This window comes from Cupriavidus sp. SW-Y-13, assembly GCF_009793345.1.
GTDB lineage: Bacteria > Pseudomonadota > Gammaproteobacteria > Burkholderiales > Burkholderiaceae > Cupriavidus.
This window is the reverse complement of sequence record NZ_WHLX01000001.1, coordinates 1,079,433-1,094,646: the sequence shown is the minus strand read 5'-3', so window position 1 is coordinate 1,094,646 and position 15,214 is coordinate 1,079,433. Positions and strand designations below refer to the sequence as shown.

The following is a 15,214-nucleotide window of genomic DNA, read 5'->3' as shown; positions in this document are numbered from 1 at the left end:
CAGATTAGCGTTCGACGTGCAGATGTCCGTCGCGCAACCGGAAGATCCGATCGCAACGGCCGGCCAGGTCCATGTCGTGCGTGACGATCACGAAGCTCGTACCCAGCGTGCGCGAGAGTTCGAGCATCAGGTCGTAGACACCGCCTGCCGTATGGTCATCGAGGTTGCCGGTGGGTTCGTCGGCCAGCACACACGCTGGCTGGCCTACCAGCGCACGCGCAACGGCCACGCGCTGGCGCTCGCCGCCAGACAGTTCGCCGGGACGGTGCTTCGAGCGACCGCCGAGTCCCACGCGATCGAGCATCGCCTGCGCGGCCTCGCGAGACTGGGCCTCGTTCAGACCACGGATGCGCATCGGCATTCCCACGTTATCGAGCGCAGTGAACTCGGGCAACAGATGATGGAACTGGTAGACGAAGCCGAGCGAGCGGTTGCGCACGATGTTGCGCTCTTTCTCGCGCAGCGCCGTGAATGGTTTGCCGAGCAGTGCCACGCGACCCGAGTCCGGATCATCGAGTCCGCCCAGCACATGGAGCAGTGTCGACTTGCCCGAACCCGAGGCGCCGACGATCGCCACCTTTTCACCGGCATTCACGCGCAGGTCCACGCCGCGCAGTACCTCCACATCGAGTCCGCCTTGCCGGAACCGCTTGGTCAGGCCCTCGGCCACCAGCACCGGGGCACCGGTACGCGTTGCGGGCACCACCGTCGAGACATCCTGGAGCAATGTCGAATCATTCATAGCGCAGCGCCTCCGCCGGGTTGACGCGGGCAGCACGCCAGCTCGGATAAATCGTCGCCAGCGTAGCCAGCACGAAGGAAATGATACCGATGGTGGTGATGTCGTTCACGCGGGGGTCCGAAGGCAGTTCGCTGATGAAATAGATGTCCTTGGGCAAGAACTGCACGTGCAGGATGCGTTCGATGAACGGCACGATCACGTCGATGTTCGTAGCGATCAGCGTGCCGCCCAGCACGCCGAGCAAGGTGCCGATAAAGCCGATGGCCACACCCTGCACGATGAAGATCTTCATGATGGAACGCGGCTGGGCGCCCATCGTTCGGAGGATGGCGATATCGGCCTGCTTGTCGGTCACCGTCATCACCAGCGTCGAGACGAGGTTGAAGGCGGCTACCGCAATGATCAGCGTCAGGATGATGAACATCATGCGCTTCTCGGTCTGCACGGCGGCGAACCAGTTGCGGTTCTGCTTCGACCAGTCGCGCAGATAGAGGTCGCCGGACATCGTGCCCGCCAACTCCTGCGCCACCTGCGGTGCCTGTTGCATGTCCTTGAGCTTGAGCCGCACGCCGGACGGGCCGTTCTGGCGGAACAGCACCTCGGCGTCCTGCATGTTGATGAGCGCCAGCGCGCTGTCGAACTCATAGTGGCCCGACGAGAAGATGCCGGCCACCGTGAACTGCTTGAGCCGGGGCAGGATGCCGGCCGGTGTGATGGTGCCCTGCGGCGCCACCAGCGTGACCTTGTCGCCCACGCGCACACCCAGTGCGTTGGCCAACTCGCTGCCCAGGGCGATGTCGAAGCCGCCCGGCACCAGTGCATTCATGCTGCCTGCGCGGAACTGGCTGCCGATGTCGGATACCTTCGGCTCCTGTGACGGGTCCACGCCGCGCAGCAGCACGCCGCGCACCGCATCGTCGCGCGTCAGCATGGCCTGCGCCGCCACGTAAGGCGCGGCCCCAATCACTTCCTTGTTGCGCTCGGCCTCGCCAGCGGTCTTCTGCCAGTCCTGGAGCGGCCCGGCGCCAATGACTTCGATATGTGCGAGGACCGACAGCATGCGGTCGCGCACTTCCTTCTGGAAGCCGTTCATCACCGACAGCACCACAATCAGGGCTGCCACGCCCAGCGCGATGCCGAGCATGGAAATCATCGAAATGAACGAAATGAATGTGTTGCGGCTGGCGCGCTTGCTCGCGCGGGTGTACCGCCAGCCGATCTGCCACTCGTAAGGAAATTTCAAGGGAAGTCCTGTAGTTCTGGAAATGCGTCCGGCGGCAGTCTACCTTGGGTGACGGAAAACTGGCGCCTGCCAGCCGGGAGTTTACAATCTCGCCCACGATGACGACGCACCTGACCCTGATTGTGCCCTTTTCCGTCCCGCCAGGTGCTGGCGACGACGCCACGGACGATGTCGTCCCCGGCGCGCTGCTGCGCCAGTTGGAGTTGCCCGCGCTCGGAAAGTTGCTGACGCGCGCCACGCCGGGACCCCGCGAAACCCACGACGATCCCTACCTGCGATCGCTGCCCCAGGAACGCTGGCTGGCCGCCCGCGCCGGCCTGGACGCCGCGCAGGTGGCCACGGCACCCTATATGCGGCTGGCTGACCGGGCTGCGGGCGGGCTGCCTTCGGAAGCCGAGGAAGGCGCCGGATGGGCGTGCCTGCAGCCAGTCCACATCCATGCCGCCCGCGATCACCTGGTACTGCTGCATCCGGACCAGATCGAGATCCGTGCCGAGGAAGCCGAGGCGCTGCGCGCCGCAGTGGCCGACTTGCTGGACGAAGCCGGCATCCGTCTGGACGCGCCCCAACCGGCCCGGTGGTATGTGCCGGAAAATACGTTCGGCGAACTCCTGGCCACCACGCCAGTGCGCGCGACGGGCCGCAATATCGACATCTGGATGCAGGCCGGCGCGCGCGCGCGCGACTGGCGGCGCTTCCAGAACGAGATCCAGATGACGTGGCACGGCCACCCCGTCAACGAGGCCCGGGAAGCCGAAGGCCGCCTGCCGGTCAATTCGGTCTGGCTGCACGGCGGCGGCCGCGTCCAGACCGTCCGCAAGCTGGCCGATACGGTGCTGTCGGACGATCCGTATCTGATCGGACTCGCCCTGGCGGGCGGCAGTCAGGTTGGTCCGCAGCCGGCACGTTTTGCGGACCTCGGGACGAGCGATGGGCAGGCCGACAGCGTCCTGACCCTGCTCGACAGTGCGACCGAGGCGCATATCGCCGCCGACTGGGGCCTCTGGCTCGAACGGATGCACGCACTCGACGCCGAGTGGTTCCAGCCTGTGCTGGATGCGCTGACGGCCGGGCAAATCCAGTCTGCGACCTTCGTGCTCGGCGGCGAGAACCATTTTGCCGAATTCACCGTCACGCGCGCCGACCTGCGCAAGTTCTGGCGGGGCCTTGGCGCGCGAGGCGACTGGCGCGCACTGCTCTCCAACCTGGCCATGGCGGCCTGACCTGTCTCCAAGCGTCTATATCTATGACCCGGATCGCCGTCCGCTCCCACTCTCCCGAACACGCCGGTACGCTGTCCGCTGCGGGACTCCACCCTACCCTGGCGCGCATCCTGGCCGCACGGGGGGTGCTGCACCCGTCCGAACTGGCCACCGACCTGCCGGAACTGGTGCCGCCCTCGCAGATGAAAGGCATCGACCACGCGGCGAAATACCTGGCCGATGCCATCGCCGCCAACCGCAAGCTGCTGATCGTGGCCGACTACGACTGCGACGGCGCTACAGCCTGCGCCGTGGGCGTACGCGGATTGCGGATGCTGGGGGCGCGCGTCGATTTCATCGTGCCGAACCGCTTCGAGTACGGGTATGGCCTGACGCCCGAAATCGTCGAACTGGCTGCGCGGCAGCAACCTGACGTGATCGTCACGGTCGACAACGGCATTGCCAGTGTCGATGGCGTGGCCGCCGCCAATGCGCGCGGCATCGACGTGGTGGTGACCGACCATCACCTGCCCGGCGCGGTGTTGCCCGAGGCCGCCGTGATCGTCAATCCAAACCAGCCGGGCTGCGAATTCCCAAGCAAGAACCTGGCTGGCGTGGGCGTGATGTTCTACGTGTTGCTCGCGTTGCGCGCGGAACAGCGCCAACGTGGCATCTATACGAAAGAAACGCAGCCGCCGCTGCAAACCCTGCTCGATCTCGTCGCGCTGGGCACGGTGGCCGACGTGGTCAAGCTGGACACCAACAACCGCATCCTGGTAGCACAGGGCCTGAAGCGCATGCGCGCTGGCCGCATGCACCCCGGCGTGGCCGCGCTGTTCCGGGCAGCCGGACGCGAGGCGTCGCGTGCCAACACCTTTGACCTCGGATTTGGCCTGGGCCCGCGCCTGAACGCGGCCGGGCGACTGGCGGATATGTCGCTCGGCATTGAATGCCTGCTGACCGACGACGCGAACCGCGCCTGGGAAATCGCCCAGGAACTGGACGGCATGAACCGGGAGCGGCGCGATATCGAGGCCGGCATGCAACAGGAGGCGCTGCAGATCCTGGAACAACCGATTGCCGGCCTGGACCCGGCCTCGCGCTTCACGGTAAGCGTCTTCCACGACACGTGGCACCAGGGTGTAATCGGCATCGTCGCCTCACGGCTCAAGGAAAAATTCCACCGCCCGACCATCACCTTCGCGCCCGGCGACGAAGAACACATCAAGGGTTCCGGACGCTCGATCCCGGGATTCCATTTGCGCGACGCACTGGACCTGGTATCCAAGCGCCATCCTGGCCTGTTGGTGAAATTTGGCGGACATGCCATGGCTGCGGGTCTGACCGTGCGTGTCGAGGACTTCCAAACCTTCGTCGACGCCTTCGAAAAGGTGGGAAGCGAATGGCTGAATGCGGAACAACTCGCGCGCGTGATCGAAACCGATGGCGATATCGAGGACGGCTGCTTCTCCCCGGAATTCGTGACGATGCTCGAAGGCCATGTCTGGGGCCAGGGCTTTCCGCCGCCCACGTTCTCGGGAGAATTCGATGTGCTGCGCCAGACCGTACTGAAGGGAAAGCACCTCAAACTCCAGCTCGGACGCGGCAGCCAGCGCTTCGATGCCATCTGGTTCAACCACGCCGACGCGCTGGATGGCGCCAGCGCATTGGTGGCCTACCGGCTCGACAACAACACGTTCAACGGCGCAACACGCGTACAGCTTATCGTTGAACACGCGCAATAGTTTGCGCATTCCTGCTGGCCGGCGCTCAAGTTTCAGTTTTCTCCGATTTATCGGAAAGTTCGCACTCCATACATTTCAGTCCCTGACTTACCCGTCCCCGGTAAGTTCTACGGAGATACTGAATGGATGCAGTCACCCTTTCCAATGTCAGCCGGCAATACGCCCTGGGCGTCGAACGCGTGGCCGCCCTATCGGATGTATCACTCCGTATTGGCGCGCAACGCTTCACCGTACTCGCAGGGCCATCCGGGAGCGGCAAGAGCACGCTGCTGAATCTGATTGGATGCATCGACCGGCCTGACGCCGGTCGGGTCCGCATCGGCGGCAAGCCGGTCGGTGACTGGTCCGACTCTGCCCTGACAGACTTCCGCGCCCGCCATATCGGCTTCATCTTTCAGAATTTCAACCTGCTGCCGGTGCTGACGGCATCGGAAAACATTGAGTATCCGCTGCTCGTGCGAGGCGTCCCTGCCGCCGAGCGACGCTGGCGCGTGCGCGACATGCTCGAAGCCGTGGGCCTTGGCACCAAGGGGCGTCACCGTCCGAACCAGCTCTCAGGCGGGCAATGCCAGCGCGTGGCCATTGCCCGTGCCCTGATCCACGCCCCGGAACTGGTGCTGGCCGACGAACCCACTGCCAGCCTCGACACCCATACCGCCCTCGACATTCTGAAACTGATGCGCACGCTCCAGCGCACGCATCGCACTACCTTCGTCTTTTCCTCGCACGATCCGATGGTGATCTCGCACGCCGACGACCTGATCCGATTGCGGGACGGCCGCCTCGACGCCGCCGAACCGGTGGCAGCCGCCGGGGTCGCGCCATGAATGCATTTGTACTGGCGGCACGCAACCTGCGCCGCAATGGCCGCCGCTCATTGATCACGTTGCTGGCGTTGGTCATCGGTACGATGGCCATCCTGTTGCTGGGCGGCTACGCACGCGACATCACCTTCGGCCTGCAGACCATCTACGTGCAGCACACCGGGCACCTGCAACTGGTGAAAGCCGGCTACAACGATTTCGGACGCGGCAACCCGGCCGCCTATGGCATTTCCCGTAGCGACGACATCCTGCAACTGCTGCGCGACGACCCCGTGCTGGCGCCGATGCTGACCGTGGCCACGCCGATGCTGCAGTTTGGCGGTATTGGTGCAAATGCCGGCCATGCAACGTCCATTCCCGTAGCGGTTCAGGGCGTGGTGGCGAAGGACCTCGGGCGCCTGCTCGAATGGAACAGCTATGACGTGCCCATTCCTGCGTCGCCGCACGGACTCGACAACACGGCTCCCGATGCAGCGCTGATCGGCATGGGCGTCGCCCGCATCCTGCAGATGTGCGATGCACTCGGCGTGGCCGGGTGTCCGGAGCCACCGCCCGTTGAACGCGACGACAGCGCCGCGGACACGCCGGATGAACTTGCCGCGCTGTCTGCCGGCGACGCGGCACAAGACACAACCCACGACGCAGCCATGGCGCCTGGCGCGTCGGCATCCGCCAGCAGCGCTGCGCAACTTGACGTACTGACGGCCAGCACCGGCAGCGCGCCGAACATCGCCCGCCTGGGTGTGGCGCGTGCGGTCAAGCAAGGCATGCAGGCGGCAGACGACAGCTTCGTCGGCATGCACCTCGCGCAGGCCCAGAAACTGGTGTTCGGCCAGGGCGACCCGAAGGTCACCACACTCGTCATGCAGTTCCAGCACACCGCGCAGATCGACGCGGCGCGCGAACGGCTTGAGCAGTTGCTGGCCGGGCCGTTGCGTGACGCGGGACTGGAAATCCGCGATGTCTTCGAACTCAATCCACCCTACCGCCAGACCATCGACATGGTGGTTGCGCTGTTCGTATTCGTTGCCACGTTGATGGCCGTCATTGTGCTGTTCACGGTCAGCAACACCATGAGCATGGCCATCATGGAGCGCACCGTGGAAATCGGCACGTTGCGCGCCATCGGCATCCAGCGCCCCGGCGTGTTGCGGATGTTCGTCGCCGAAGGCGGATTGCTCGGCATGACGGGCTGGGTGCTGGGCGCGATCCTGGCGCTGGGCATTGCCCTGCTGCTGGAGCGCAGCGGTATCCCGTGGTCGCCGCCCGGCATGGCGATCGAGATTCCGGTCACCGCGCGCTTCTGGAATGCCCCGGAGTTAGTGGTGCTCAGCAGTGTCGGCATTGTTGTGCTGTCGATGGCTTCGGCCTGGCTGCCGTCACGCCGTGCCTCGCGGATGAATGTCGTGGATGCCCTGCGCCATGTCTGAACGCCATCACCGAGTCGATGCCTTGCCGCTGTCGGGTCCGACAGCGGCCCCTTTCCCGACTGCCCTGCCTGCCCCGCCTGCCATGCATCCATCCCTGCCCCGTCCCGCTTCACATCGTCGGCGCTGGCTGCCCGTCGCCGTTGCCATCTTGCTGCCGCTGGCCTGGGTGGCCGCAAGCGGGAACGCCGCCGCCAGCGGCACTGCGTCCGGCAAGGCCAAGTCGCCATCCTCGTCCGCCCAGCGCCTGCTCGAAGCCAGCGACCGGGTGCGTAATCCTTCCACCTCGTTCTCGCTGACGACCACGCTGGTGGAATACCGCAAAGGCAAGCAAAGCGACAGCGCCACGGTCACCGTCTATTCCCATCTCGACGAGGCGCGCGCTCAGTATCGGAGCCTCGTCCGCTACGTGGCGCCGGCCCGGGAGGTCGGCAAGCTCACGCTGAAAAGCGGGAAGGACCTGTGGTTCTATGACCCCGCCAGCCAGGCCAGCATCCGCATTTCGCCGCAGCAGCGCCTGTTGGGACAGGCGTCGAACGGCGACGTCATCTCCGCCAACTTCGCGGCCGACTACACGGCGCGGTTCGAGGCTAACGAGTCGGTGCATGACGGCGACCGCAAGACGCGCAAGAGCGTGCGGCTGCATCTTGGGGCCCGAACCAGCGAGGCCACGTACCACCACGTTCGGCTATGGCTCGACGCCGGCAACAACCATCCCATCAAGGCGCAGTTCCACGCAGACAGCGGGCGCTTGCTAAAGACCGTTTACTACCGGCGCTACCAGCACCAGCTTGGCGGCCTTCGCCCCACGGAGCAGGTCATCATCGACGCGCTGGAGCCGGGCTGGATCACCGTCATGCGCTACAGCAACTTCGTGGAGCGCGCGATTCCGGCGGCATGGCTGCAGCGCGACTACCTGCCGCAATTCAAGCCGGAGGCGGCCGGCCCTGCCCCTTCCGATCGCTGATGCGCCGCCGCATCCTGCACACCTGCATGTGGCTGGCGGCCTCCACGGCATCGCTGGCCCTGGCCGAGACCGACACGGGCCTGATGCCGGAGGACGACCTCGCTGCATTGATGCTCGCCGATGACACCACCGATAGCCACACGCACGAGAAGCCCTGGCAACTGACGGTGGAAGCCGCTGCCGGCATGGAGTCCGAGCGGGATACGTCCGCGTACGCCGTGGCGCGCGGGGCGCTCGACATGGCACTCGACTATCGCGTCACGCCCGCACTGCGTCTGGTGTTTCGCGATCGGATCGACGATTTCTCACGCGCCAACGCCAGCGGCCAGCGTGTAATCAACACATGGAAGGAAGGCTATCTCGCGTGGCAGCCCACCTCGCACGCGAGCGTGGAACTGGGACGGATCAATGTCCGCCAGGGCGTGGCGATGGGATACAACCCCACCGACTGGTTCAACGATGGGGCGGTGCGCGCCGTGCCATCGGTGGCGCCCGACAGTCTGCGCCAGAACCGCCAGGGCAGCATCGTCGCGCGCAGCCAATGGCTTTGGAATGGCGGCGCAGCCTTCGCGCTCTATTCGCCCAAGCTCGCCAGCACCCCCAGTCAGGCATCATTCAGCCCAGATCTCGGGGCCACGAACCGCCGTCATCGCTACCTGCTGGGCGCGTCGGCTCGGCTTTCCGACCGCATCCAGCCTCAGTTGTTGCTGCAGGGCGGACAGGGACAGTCGCCTCAGGTGGGTGTCAACCTCAGCGTGCTGGCCAGCGATGCGGTGACCGCCTACGCGGAATGGTCGGGCGGACGAGACCGGTCACAGTTGAACGAGGCGTTGGGACTGCCACCCGACACCGCCTTCCGGCAACGGCTCTCCACAGGGGGAACCTGGACGATCGGCGGCAAGGTCACTGCGACAGCCGAGTACCAATATGACGGCGCCGCGCCGGATGCCACGCAGTGGCGGCAGTTCTGGCGACTGCCGCCTGCGGCACAGATGGGATACCGCCAGTTCCTGGCCGATTCGCAGGAGCTGGCTACGCGCTCGGGCGCGTTTCTTTACGTAAGCTGGCGTGACGCCATGACACCCGGCCTCGACCTGAACGCCATGGCCCGCCTGGATCTGGTCGATCGCAGCAATATGTTCTGGATCGAGTGGCGCTACCGCCTGCCGGGATGGGATATTGCCCTGCAATGGCAGCGCAATGCCGGCGCGCGGGACACCAGTTATGGCAGCCTGCCGGTGCGCCAGTCGCTGATGCTGCTGACCGCGCTGTACTTCTAGGTCTCGGCGCTATCGCGACGGCAGGTAGCTGGCCGGGTTGACCGGCTTGCCGCTGCCACGCACTTCGAAATGCAGTTCGCTGGCGTTGTTCATGCTGCCCAGTTCCTGGCGTGATGCCACACGTGAGCCCTCCTTGACCAGCGTCTTGTCCAGGTTGCCATAGACGGTCAGCCAGTCGTCGTTGTGCTTGACGATCACAAGCTGGCCGTAGCCGCGCAGCGTGCCGACGTGAATGGCCCAGCCGGAGGCGGCGGCGCGAACCTTGCCGCCAGCCGGCACCTCGATTCGCAATCCCTTCTCCGACGGCGGCGCATAACGGCCGGTGACACGGCCATCGGCCGGCCACTGGAGACTGATCGGCGTGGCTGGCGGCTTTGACGGCGGCTCGGAGGCCGCAGGCTTCTCGGGTGCGCTGGACGCTGCCGGGGCACCTCCCGCCTTGGCAGCGGAGATTCCCGCTCCCGCAGGCGGCTTGATCCGAATCAGTTGGCCCACCTCGATCTGACTCTTGTCCGGGATGTTGCTCCAGCGCGCCAGCTCGGCAACCGAGCGATTGTTGCGACGGGCAATCGAATACAGCGTGTCGCCCCGCTCGACACGGTAATAGCCTTCGGGGGCCGGTTCGCTGGGCGTGGTACTGCAGGCGGCCAGCCATACCGCGAAGGACACGGCGGCGAGATGCGCGGACAGACGCCGGGCGGGATTCTGGGATCGGGGTGCTGCGGAGAGTGCTGTGGAAGTGGTCATGCTCGGGGAGAAACAACCGGGACGTGGCCGCTATTGTCGCCCAAGTGAAGGCAAAGGCGGGCGGAAAGACAGTCGCTACCCCACCACAGACCGTTCGGTACGCGAACAGTTCACCGAAACATGGCCGAAAATGGGCATGCCGGGCCCGGGAGGCCACCGCCGATCCGCTATAATTCCACGTTTTCGCAAGCGCAGAATTCTAGGAATCTCATGGAAGCAGAACGCCTTAACGCCATTTCCGGTGCCATCTCCGATCTCCGTTCCCGGACGGAAGATCTACGGGGGTATCTTTGACTACGATGTCAAAGAAAACCGTCTAGATGAAGTCAACGGGCTGCTGGAAGATCCGGCGGTCTGGAACAACCCCAAGCGTGCCCAGGACCTGGGCAAGGAAAAGAAGGCGCTCGAAGCTGTCGTGCAGACGCTCGGCAAGCTGACCGACGACCTGAGCGGCACGGACGAACTGTTCGAGCTGGCACGCGAGGAAGGCGACGACGACACGCTCGAATCGATCGAGACCGATGTCCAGGGCTTCGAAGCCATCGTCGCGGACATGGAATTCCGCCGCATGTTCTCGGGCGAGATGGACCAGGCCAATGCGTTCATCGACATCCAGGCCGGGGCGGGTGGTACCGAAGCCTGCGACTGGGCATCGATGCTGCTGCGCCAGTACCTGAAGTACTGCGAGCGCAAGGGTTTCAAGGCCGAGGTGCTCGAAGAATCCGAAGGCGACGTGGCCGGTATCAAGAGCGCCACGATCAAGATCGAAGGCGACTACGCATTCGGCTATCTGCGTACCGAGACCGGCGTGCACCGTCTGGTTCGCAAGTCGCCGTTCGATTCGTCGGGCGGTCGCCACACGTCGTTCTCGTCGGTGTTCGTCTACCCCGAGGTGGATGACTCGTTCGAGGTCGAGGTCAACCCGGCAGACCTGCGCGTGGACACGTACCGCGCGTCGGGCGCCGGCGGCCAGCACATCAACAAGACCGATTCGGCCGTGCGTATCACGCACATCCCGACCGGCATTGTCGTGCAGTGCCAGAACGACCGCTCGCAGCACCGGAACCGTGCCGAGGCGATGTCGATGCTGAAATCGCGCCTGTACGAGCACGAGATGCGCAAGCGCCAGGCCGAGGCCGACAAGCTCGAAGCCGGCAAGACCGATGTGGGCTGGGGCCACCAGATCCGCTCGTACGTGCTGGACCAGAGCCGCATCAAGGACCTCCGTACCAACGTGGAAATGTCCAACACGCAGAAGGTGCTCGACGGCGATCTCGATCCGTTCATCGAGGCCAGCCTGAAGCAAGGCCTGTAAGCATCGGCAGGCAACAGCAAGACCGCGACCGCTCGCGGCACCCTCCCCGGAGCGTGCCGCGACGCGGCCGAAGCAACCCGAGCCATTTACCGAAAGCCGTTTCACACAACAAGGTCCAAGTCATGACCACCGGAACGCCCCACTCCGCCCATCTCTATATCGTCACCGGTTCCTCGCGCGGCCTTGGTGCCGCCATCGTGCGTACGCTGCTCAAACCGGGCAACCGCGTGATCGCAGTCGCCCGCAATCGCAATACCGAACTTGAAGCAGCGGCATCGGCCAGCGGCGTGCCGGTGGCCTGGCACCTGCAGGATCTGTCGCAGCCGGGTCCGTCCGCAGGCTGGCTCGGCAGTGTGCTGGATGCGGTGGACGACGTGCCTGCCAGCGTCACGCTGATCCTGAACGCGGGCGTGGTGGAACCGATTGGTCCGATCACCCAGTTGCGCGACAACACCCTGGTGCCGCATCTGCAGACCAACCTGGTCACGCCGATGACGATGACTGCGGCGTTCATCGAACACACCGCACGGTTCGACTGCTCGCGCCGCGTGCTGGCGATCTCGTCGGGCGCCGCGCGCAATCCGGTGCCGGGCTGGAGCGCGTACTGCGCCGGCAAGGCGGGCCTGGACATGTTCATCCGCTCGGTCAACACCGAGTACGCGAGCCTGCCGGACGAACGTGCGGTGCGCGCCGTGGCACTGGCACCGGGCGTGGTGGATACGGGGATGCAGGAGACGATCCGCGAAGCGGATTTCGCCCAGGTGCAACGCTTCCGGGACCTCAAGGCCAACGACCAGTTGGCATCGCCCGAGGATGTGGCCGCGCGCATCGTGGCCTATCTGGGACGTACCGATTTCGGCAAGACCGAACTCGACGACATCCGCAACTATTGAATCGAATGCCGCGCGGGGCTCTGCCTCGCGCAACAGAATTTCACACCATGACCGAACCGACCCGCACGCCAGCCACACCCACCGACGCACCGGCCGTCGACGAAAACAAGATCATCGCTGAGCGTCGCGAGAAACTGCAGGCGCTGCGTGAGCAGGGCATCGCCTTCCCGAACGATTTCCGCCCGACGCATCAGGCGGGTCCGCTGCACGCGCAGTACGACCCGATCGAAGGACCCGAGCTGGAAGCCAGTGCGGTGGAAGTGTCCATCGCCGGCCGCATGATGCTCAAGCGCGTGATGGGCAAGGCGAGCTTTGCCACGATCCAGGACTCCACCGAGCGGATCCAGTTCTACATCAGCCGCGATGCCGTGGGCGAAGAGACTTACGCCAGCTTCAAGAAATGGGACCTTGGCGATATCGTGGCGGCACGCGGCACGCTGATGAAGACCAAGACTGGCGAGCTGTCGGTGTCGGTAACGGAATTGCGTCTCCTGTCCAAGAGCCTGCGTCCGCTGCCGGGCGACTTCTATGGCCTGGCCGACCAGGAAATGAAGTATCGCCAGCGTTATGTGGACCTGATCGTATCGCCGGAAACGCGTGAGACCTTCCGTGCCCGCACCAAGGCGATGTCGTCGCTGCGCCGCCATATGGCGGACGCCGGCTTCATGGAAGTGGAAACGCCGATGCTGCACCCGATTCCGGGTGGCGCGGCGGCCAAGCCCTTCATCACGCACCACAACGCGCTGGATATGCAGATGTTCATGCGTATCGCCCCCGAGCTGTATCTGAAGCGACTGATCGTTGGCGGCTTCGAGCGCGTGTTCGAGATCAACCGCAATTTCCGTAACGAAGGGGTGAGCCCGCGCCACAACCCCGAGTTCACGATGATGGAGTTCTACGCGGCCTACACGGACTACCGCTGGCTGATGGACTTCACCGAAAACCTGATCCGCGAGGCTGCCATCGATGCACGCGGCAGCGCCACGCTGACCTATCAGGGCCGTGAGCTCGACCTGTCGAAGCCGTTCCATCGTCTGACGATCTGCCAGGCCATCCAGAAGTTCGCGCCCGAGTACACGGACGCGCAATTGGCCGACGTGGTCTTCCTGCGCACCGAGCTCAAGGACAAGTTCAAGATCAACGTCAATGCGCCGCAGTTCCTGAACGCGGGCATCGGCACGCTGCAACTGGTGCTGTTCGAGGAAACCGCCGAATCGCAACTGTGGGAGCCGACCTTCATCGTCGACTACCCGGTGGAAGTTTCGCCGCTGGCACGCGGTTCCGACACACAGCCGGGCATCACCGAACGTTTTGAACTGTTCATCACGGGCCGCGAGATCGCCAACGGCTTCTCGGAACTGAACGACCCGGAAGACCAGGCCGACCGCTTCCGCAAGCAGGTCGAGCAGAAGGACGCAGGCGACGAGGAAGCCATGTACTTCGACGCCGACTACATCCGCGCGCTCGAATACGGCATGCCTCCGACGGGCGGCTGCGGCATCGGTATTGATCGCCTGGTCATGCTGCTGACGGACAGCCCCAACATCCGCGACGTGATTCTGTTCCCGCATCTGCGTCGGGAAGATTAAGTCGCGCGCAGGTTTGCCTTGTATTGCTCCCCTCTCCCGCTTTGCGGGAGAGGGGTCGGGGGAGAGGGCGAAGCGGTTCAAACTGCGTAGATCGCATCTTGAGAGTCTGGCCCTCTCCCCCAGCCCCTCTCCCACGATGTGGGAGAGGGGAGCCACAACGTCGGCGGTGAATTAGCCCTCCAATTGTTACCTCCACCCTGTCAGACACCCACTGACATCGCCGTAACCTCCTGATTCCTCAGCGATTTTCGCGCTACACCTCCTTACAAAATCCAACGGAAATAGGCTGCAAATTCGGACAGAATTTCAGTATCCGCTGCCTCGCCAGCGAACTGGAGTGTCGCCATGTCTGGTCCGGAATCTACCCTGCCGTCTCCGCGGCGTCTTCATCCGCTGATTGCGACGGCTGCTATTGCCGTAGTCATTGCAAGCCTGACTGCCGTGGCCGCCGTCACGGGTATCTTGCCGTTTGGCAAGGCCAGCCCGAATCCCGCCGAGCCTGCGGCATCGCCATACAGCCAGACTGCTCCGAGCCAGCCGGCCGGCTCCACGACGCGCCCACCAGCTCGCGACACGGCGCAGCAAGCCCAGGTCGAGCCGAAGCCAACCCCACGTCCCAGCAGCACCGCCGGCCACGTGACCGGCGTACAGGTCGTGGCGGCCGAAAAGCCGACTAGCGGCCTCGGTGCGTTGGGTGGTGCGGTTGTGGGTGGCCTCGTTGGCAACCAGATCGGCAACGGCAACGGCCGCATCCTCGGCACGGTAGCCGGAGCCGCCGCTGGCGGCGTAGGCGGGAACTACGCCGAGAAGAAACTCAACACGGACAAGACATACCGCGTGAACGTGAAGATGGACGACGGCTCACGCCGCACGTTCACCTATCAGAACCCGCCGGGGGTGGAAGTGGGTGAACGGGTGCATATGGAGAAGGGAGTGTTGGTGCGGGGTTGACCTGCTCCCGTTCGTGTCCGCCAAAACAAAAAAGCACGGCTTAAAACCGTGCTTTTTTGTTTCCGGCAACCTTCAGACCCTCAGGCTGCCTCCTCGATCCAAGCCTGCTGAATCGCTTCGAGGATCTTCTCGCCCGAGCGTTCCGGCAGGTCGTCGAACCCATCCAGTTCAAGCACCCACTGGCGCAGTTGCGTGAAGCGCACCGTCTGCGGATCGACATCGGGAAACTTGTCGAACAGCGCTGCGGCAACGTCGTAGGTATCGGTCCATTTCATGGGGAAACTCCTCG

The 15,214-nt window shown here is 64.6% G+C and carries 14 protein-coding genes; 10 read left to right on the top strand and 4 right to left on the bottom strand.

The genetic code is table 11. The features are described from left to right. Positions 1-4 precede the first annotated feature (4 nt). Positions 5-742, bottom strand: coding sequence for a lipoprotein-releasing ABC transporter ATP-binding protein LolD (gene lolD / locus GA566_RS05025; protein WP_137926822.1), 738 nt, complete (start codon positions 740-742; stop codon positions 5-7). Further along, positions 735-1,985, bottom strand: coding sequence for a lipoprotein-releasing ABC transporter permease subunit (locus GA566_RS05020; RefSeq protein ID WP_160471862.1), 1,251 nt, complete (start codon positions 1,983-1,985; stop codon positions 735-737). Before GA566_RS05020 ends, lolD begins: the two co-directional genes overlap by 8 nt. 98 nt (positions 1,986-2,083) lie before the next feature. On the opposite strand from GA566_RS05020, the gene GA566_RS05015 reads away from it, so the two are divergent. The 6 genes from GA566_RS05015 (at position 2,084) to GA566_RS04990 (ending at position 9,430) form a co-directional block, all read left to right on the top strand. Continuing rightward, positions 2,084-3,208, top strand: coding sequence for a hypothetical protein (locus GA566_RS05015; protein WP_160471860.1), 1,125 nt, complete (start codon positions 2,084-2,086; stop codon positions 3,206-3,208). Positions 3,209-3,231: 23 nt separating this feature from the next. Next, positions 3,232-4,932: a single-stranded-DNA-specific exonuclease RecJ gene (recJ, locus tag GA566_RS05010; protein ID WP_137926819.1), complete on the top strand. Its 1,701-nt coding sequence runs from the start codon at positions 3,232-3,234 to the stop codon at positions 4,930-4,932. Between the two features lie 122 nt (positions 4,933-5,054). Further along, the gene (locus GA566_RS05005) at positions 5,055-5,759 is read left to right on the top strand and encodes an ABC transporter ATP-binding protein (RefSeq protein ID WP_137926818.1); all 705 of its coding nucleotides are present in this window, start codon (positions 5,055-5,057) and stop codon (positions 5,757-5,759) included. Next, positions 5,756-7,186, top strand: a complete 1,431-nt coding sequence (locus GA566_RS05000; protein ID WP_160471858.1) for an ABC transporter permease — start codon at positions 5,756-5,758, stop codon at positions 7,184-7,186. Before GA566_RS05005 ends, GA566_RS05000 begins: the two co-directional genes overlap by 4 nt. 145 nt (positions 7,187-7,331) lie before the next feature. After that, positions 7,332-8,150 (top strand): outer membrane lipoprotein-sorting protein, encoded by an 819-nt coding sequence (locus GA566_RS04995; protein ID WP_370459299.1) that lies wholly within the window; start codon positions 7,332-7,334, stop codon positions 8,148-8,150. Further along, positions 8,150-9,430 carry a hypothetical protein gene (locus GA566_RS04990; RefSeq protein WP_160471856.1) on the top strand — a complete coding sequence of 427 codons (1,281 nt, stop codon included), beginning with the start codon at positions 8,150-8,152 and terminating at the stop codon, positions 9,428-9,430. The genes GA566_RS04995 and GA566_RS04990 overlap by 1 nt, the downstream gene beginning before the upstream one ends. 9 nt (positions 9,431-9,439) lie before the next feature. Here the strand turns inward: GA566_RS04990 and GA566_RS04985 are convergent, their stop codons facing one another. Continuing rightward, the gene (locus GA566_RS04985) at positions 9,440-10,177 is read right to left on the bottom strand and encodes a peptidoglycan DD-metalloendopeptidase family protein (RefSeq protein ID WP_160471854.1); all 738 of its coding nucleotides are present in this window, start codon (positions 10,175-10,177) and stop codon (positions 9,440-9,442) included. Positions 10,178-10,387: 210 nt separating this feature from the next. Between GA566_RS04985 and prfB the strand changes: the two genes are divergently transcribed. The 4 genes from prfB (at position 10,388) to GA566_RS04965 (ending at position 14,925) form a co-directional block, all read left to right on the top strand. Next, a protein-coding gene (prfB, locus tag GA566_RS04980; RefSeq protein WP_137926814.1) for a peptide chain release factor 2 occupies positions 10,388-11,492 on the top strand; the annotation gives its coding sequence in 2 pieces (ribosomal slippage) (positions 10,388-10,468 and positions 10,470-11,492; 1,104 coding nt in all). A 122-nt stretch (positions 11,493-11,614) separates the two neighbouring features. Continuing rightward, a complete protein-coding gene (locus GA566_RS04975) occupies positions 11,615-12,385 on the top strand; it encodes an SDR family oxidoreductase (RefSeq protein ID WP_160471852.1) in 771 nt (256 codons plus the stop codon). Positions 12,386-12,432: 47 nt separating this feature from the next. Next, positions 12,433-13,974: a lysine--tRNA ligase gene (lysS, locus tag GA566_RS04970; protein ID WP_137926812.1), complete on the top strand. Its 1,542-nt coding sequence runs from the start codon at positions 12,433-12,435 to the stop codon at positions 13,972-13,974. Between the two features lie 345 nt (positions 13,975-14,319). Next, positions 14,320-14,925: a glycine zipper 2TM domain-containing protein gene (locus tag GA566_RS04965; RefSeq protein ID WP_137926811.1), complete on the top strand. Its 606-nt coding sequence runs from the start codon at positions 14,320-14,322 to the stop codon at positions 14,923-14,925. An 80-nt stretch (positions 14,926-15,005) separates the two neighbouring features. Here GA566_RS04965 and iscX read toward each other — a convergent pair whose 3' ends face one another. Then, positions 15,006-15,200 (bottom strand): Fe-S cluster assembly protein IscX, encoded by a 195-nt coding sequence (iscX, locus tag GA566_RS04960; RefSeq protein ID WP_137926810.1) that lies wholly within the window; start codon positions 15,198-15,200, stop codon positions 15,006-15,008. Positions 15,201-15,214 lie beyond the last annotated feature (14 nt).

What these genes read in the sequence shown, in the direction of transcription:
- GA566_RS04965 (WP_137926811.1), top strand. Translation starts at nt 14,320, where the DNA reads ATGTCTGGTCCGGAATCTACCCTGCCGTCTCCGCGGCGTCTTCATCCG.
- GA566_RS05015 (WP_160471860.1), top strand. Translation starts at nt 2,084, where the DNA reads ATGACGACGCACCTGACCCTGATTGTGCCCTTTTCCGTCCCGCCAGGT.
- GA566_RS04985 (WP_160471854.1), bottom strand. Translation starts at nt 10,177, where the DNA reads ATGACCACTTCCACAGCACTCTCCGCAGCACCCCGATCCCAGAATCCC.
- GA566_RS05000 (WP_160471858.1), top strand. Translation starts at nt 5,756, where the DNA reads ATGAATGCATTTGTACTGGCGGCACGCAACCTGCGCCGCAATGGCCGC.
- GA566_RS04990 (WP_160471856.1), top strand. Translation starts at nt 8,150, where the DNA reads ATGCGCCGCCGCATCCTGCACACCTGCATGTGGCTGGCGGCCTCCACG.
- recJ (WP_137926819.1), top strand. Translation starts at nt 3,232, where the DNA reads ATGACCCGGATCGCCGTCCGCTCCCACTCTCCCGAACACGCCGGTACG.
- lysS (WP_137926812.1), top strand. Translation starts at nt 12,433, where the DNA reads ATGACCGAACCGACCCGCACGCCAGCCACACCCACCGACGCACCGGCC.
- GA566_RS04975 (WP_160471852.1), top strand. Translation starts at nt 11,615, where the DNA reads ATGACCACCGGAACGCCCCACTCCGCCCATCTCTATATCGTCACCGGT.
- lolD (WP_137926822.1), bottom strand. Translation starts at nt 742, where the DNA reads ATGAATGATTCGACATTGCTCCAGGATGTCTCGACGGTGGTGCCCGCA.
- GA566_RS05005 (WP_137926818.1), top strand. Translation starts at nt 5,055, where the DNA reads ATGGATGCAGTCACCCTTTCCAATGTCAGCCGGCAATACGCCCTGGGC.
- iscX (WP_137926810.1), bottom strand. Translation starts at nt 15,200, where the DNA reads ATGAAATGGACCGATACCTACGACGTTGCCGCAGCGCTGTTCGACAAG.